The organism is Methyloceanibacter sp. (genome assembly GCF_049590335.1).
Classification (GTDB): Bacteria; Pseudomonadota; Alphaproteobacteria; order Rhizobiales; family Methyloligellaceae; genus Methyloceanibacter.
In genome coordinates this window covers 1-1731 of record NZ_JBAWCQ010000091.1, presented here as the reverse complement: position 1 = coordinate 1731, position 1731 = coordinate 1, and the positions used below count along the sequence as shown (strand labels likewise).

The window sequence follows — 1731 nt, the reverse complement described above, 5'->3', positions numbered from 1 at the left end:
AAACGCGGCGAGTAAGCCGCACGGCGCCGGTCGCGTCGCACGATAGCCGGCCGCGGCCGGCAGCCTCTAGAGGCGTAGGAGCCCCATGCCCGCATCCGCGTTGATGAACGTCATGACCGCCGCCGCCCGCAAAGCAGGCCGCAGCCTCGCTCGCGATTTCGGCGAGGTGGAGCAGTTGCAGGTCTCGCTGAAAGGGCCCGCGAACTTCGTCAGCGCCGCCGACACGCGCGCCGAGGAGATCATCTATGCAGAACTATCCCGCTCCCGGCCGGGCTATGGCTTCTTGTTTGAAGAGCGCGGCGCGGTCAATGGAGACGACCAGACCCATCGCTGGATTGTCGATCCGCTCGATGGCACCACCAATTTCCTTCACAGCATCCCGATTTTCGCGATTTCCATCGCGCTGGAACGGGAGGGCGAACTGGTCGCCGGGCTGGTCTACAACCCCATCACGAACGAGACTTACGCGGCCGAGAAAGGCAAAGGCGCTTTTCTCAACGATAAGCGGCTGCGAGTCGCGGCCCGTTCCGAAATGGGGGCGGCCGTTATCGGCACAGGCATTCCCCATAGCGGCCGTCCTGGACACGACAGCTTCTTGAATGAAGTGCGAGCGGTCATGGCATCGAGTGCCGGCGTCCGCCGCACGGGCTCCGCTGCCATAGATCTAGCCTGGACGGCGGCTGGCCGATTCGACGGGTTCTGGGAAAACGGCTTGAAACCCTGGGACATGGCCGCCGGAATCGTTCTCATGAGAGAGGCCGGTGGCTACGTTACGGACACGAACAACAAGGACAAGATGCTGGAGACCGGGGGGATCGTCGCGGGCAACGAGACGATCCATCTGCAACTCCTGAAGCTCTTGAAGGCCGCAAAAGCCACAGCCCCTGCCGAAGACGCCGCCAAAGCCGGTTAGGCGGCCCGCCCAAAAAGCCCTCAAAAGCAGTTTTGCCCAACCCGTCGGTTGGAACTCCGCCCCGAGGTTGCCGTTTTGCCTGTCAAACTATTCAGGTAATCTCGATTCGGCCCATATTGCGCAGACCGCACAAGCACCCAGAGCACTGGACGAATGGCAAGCAAGACGTTTCGGACAAAACTCTCGCGCCCACAGATCTTTCTCTGGCGCATGTCGCTGTTTCTCGTACTGGCTGTCCTGCTCGCGATCATCCTCGATGGTCAGACTGGACAGCTGCGGCGCAGTTTCATGGCCAATCCCGGCTTGAACGGGCTCATCATCGGTGTGCTCATCGTCGGCTGCGTCTACGCGTTCCGCCAAGTGCTGCGGCTGTTTCCCGAGATCAACTGGGTTAACAGTTTCAGCATTACGGATGCGAGCCAAACCGCCGACAAGCAGCCCGTGCTACTCCTGCCCATGGCAACGATGCTGCGCGACCAGACCGGGCATTTATCGCTCGAGCACGGATCGGCGCGCACCCTGCTCGATTCGGTCGCCTCGCGCCTCGACGAACAGCGTGAGACCACGCGCTACCTAGTCGGCCTTCTCGTTTTCCTCGGCCTGCTCGGAACCTTCTGGGGCCTGTTGCAGACCGTCAGTTCGGTCGGAAGCACGATCGGCGCGCTCGATACGGGCGGCGCCGAGAGCGTGCTGCTGTTCGACCAGCTGAAAGAAGGGCTCGCCGGTCCGCTCTCCGGCATGGGCATCGCCTTCTCGTCCTCGCTGTTCGGTCTGGCCGGATCTCTTATTCTCGGCTTCCTCGATCTGCAGGCCGGCCA

Annotated in this window: 1 protein-coding gene and 1 pseudogene; both read left to right on the top strand. The window is 62.2% G+C overall.

Annotation, left to right across the window (positions count from 1 at the left end; genetic code table 11):
* Positions 1 to 85 precede the first annotated feature (85 nt).
* Complete coding sequence (locus WBQ77_RS07375) at positions 86 to 913, top strand: inositol monophosphatase family protein (protein ID WP_424043474.1); 828 nt, start codon at positions 86 to 88, stop codon at positions 911 to 913.
* 153 nt (positions 914 to 1066) lie between these two features.
* Positions 1067 to 1731: pseudogene (locus tag WBQ77_RS07370) on the top strand (flagellar motor protein MotA); the annotation flags it as partial.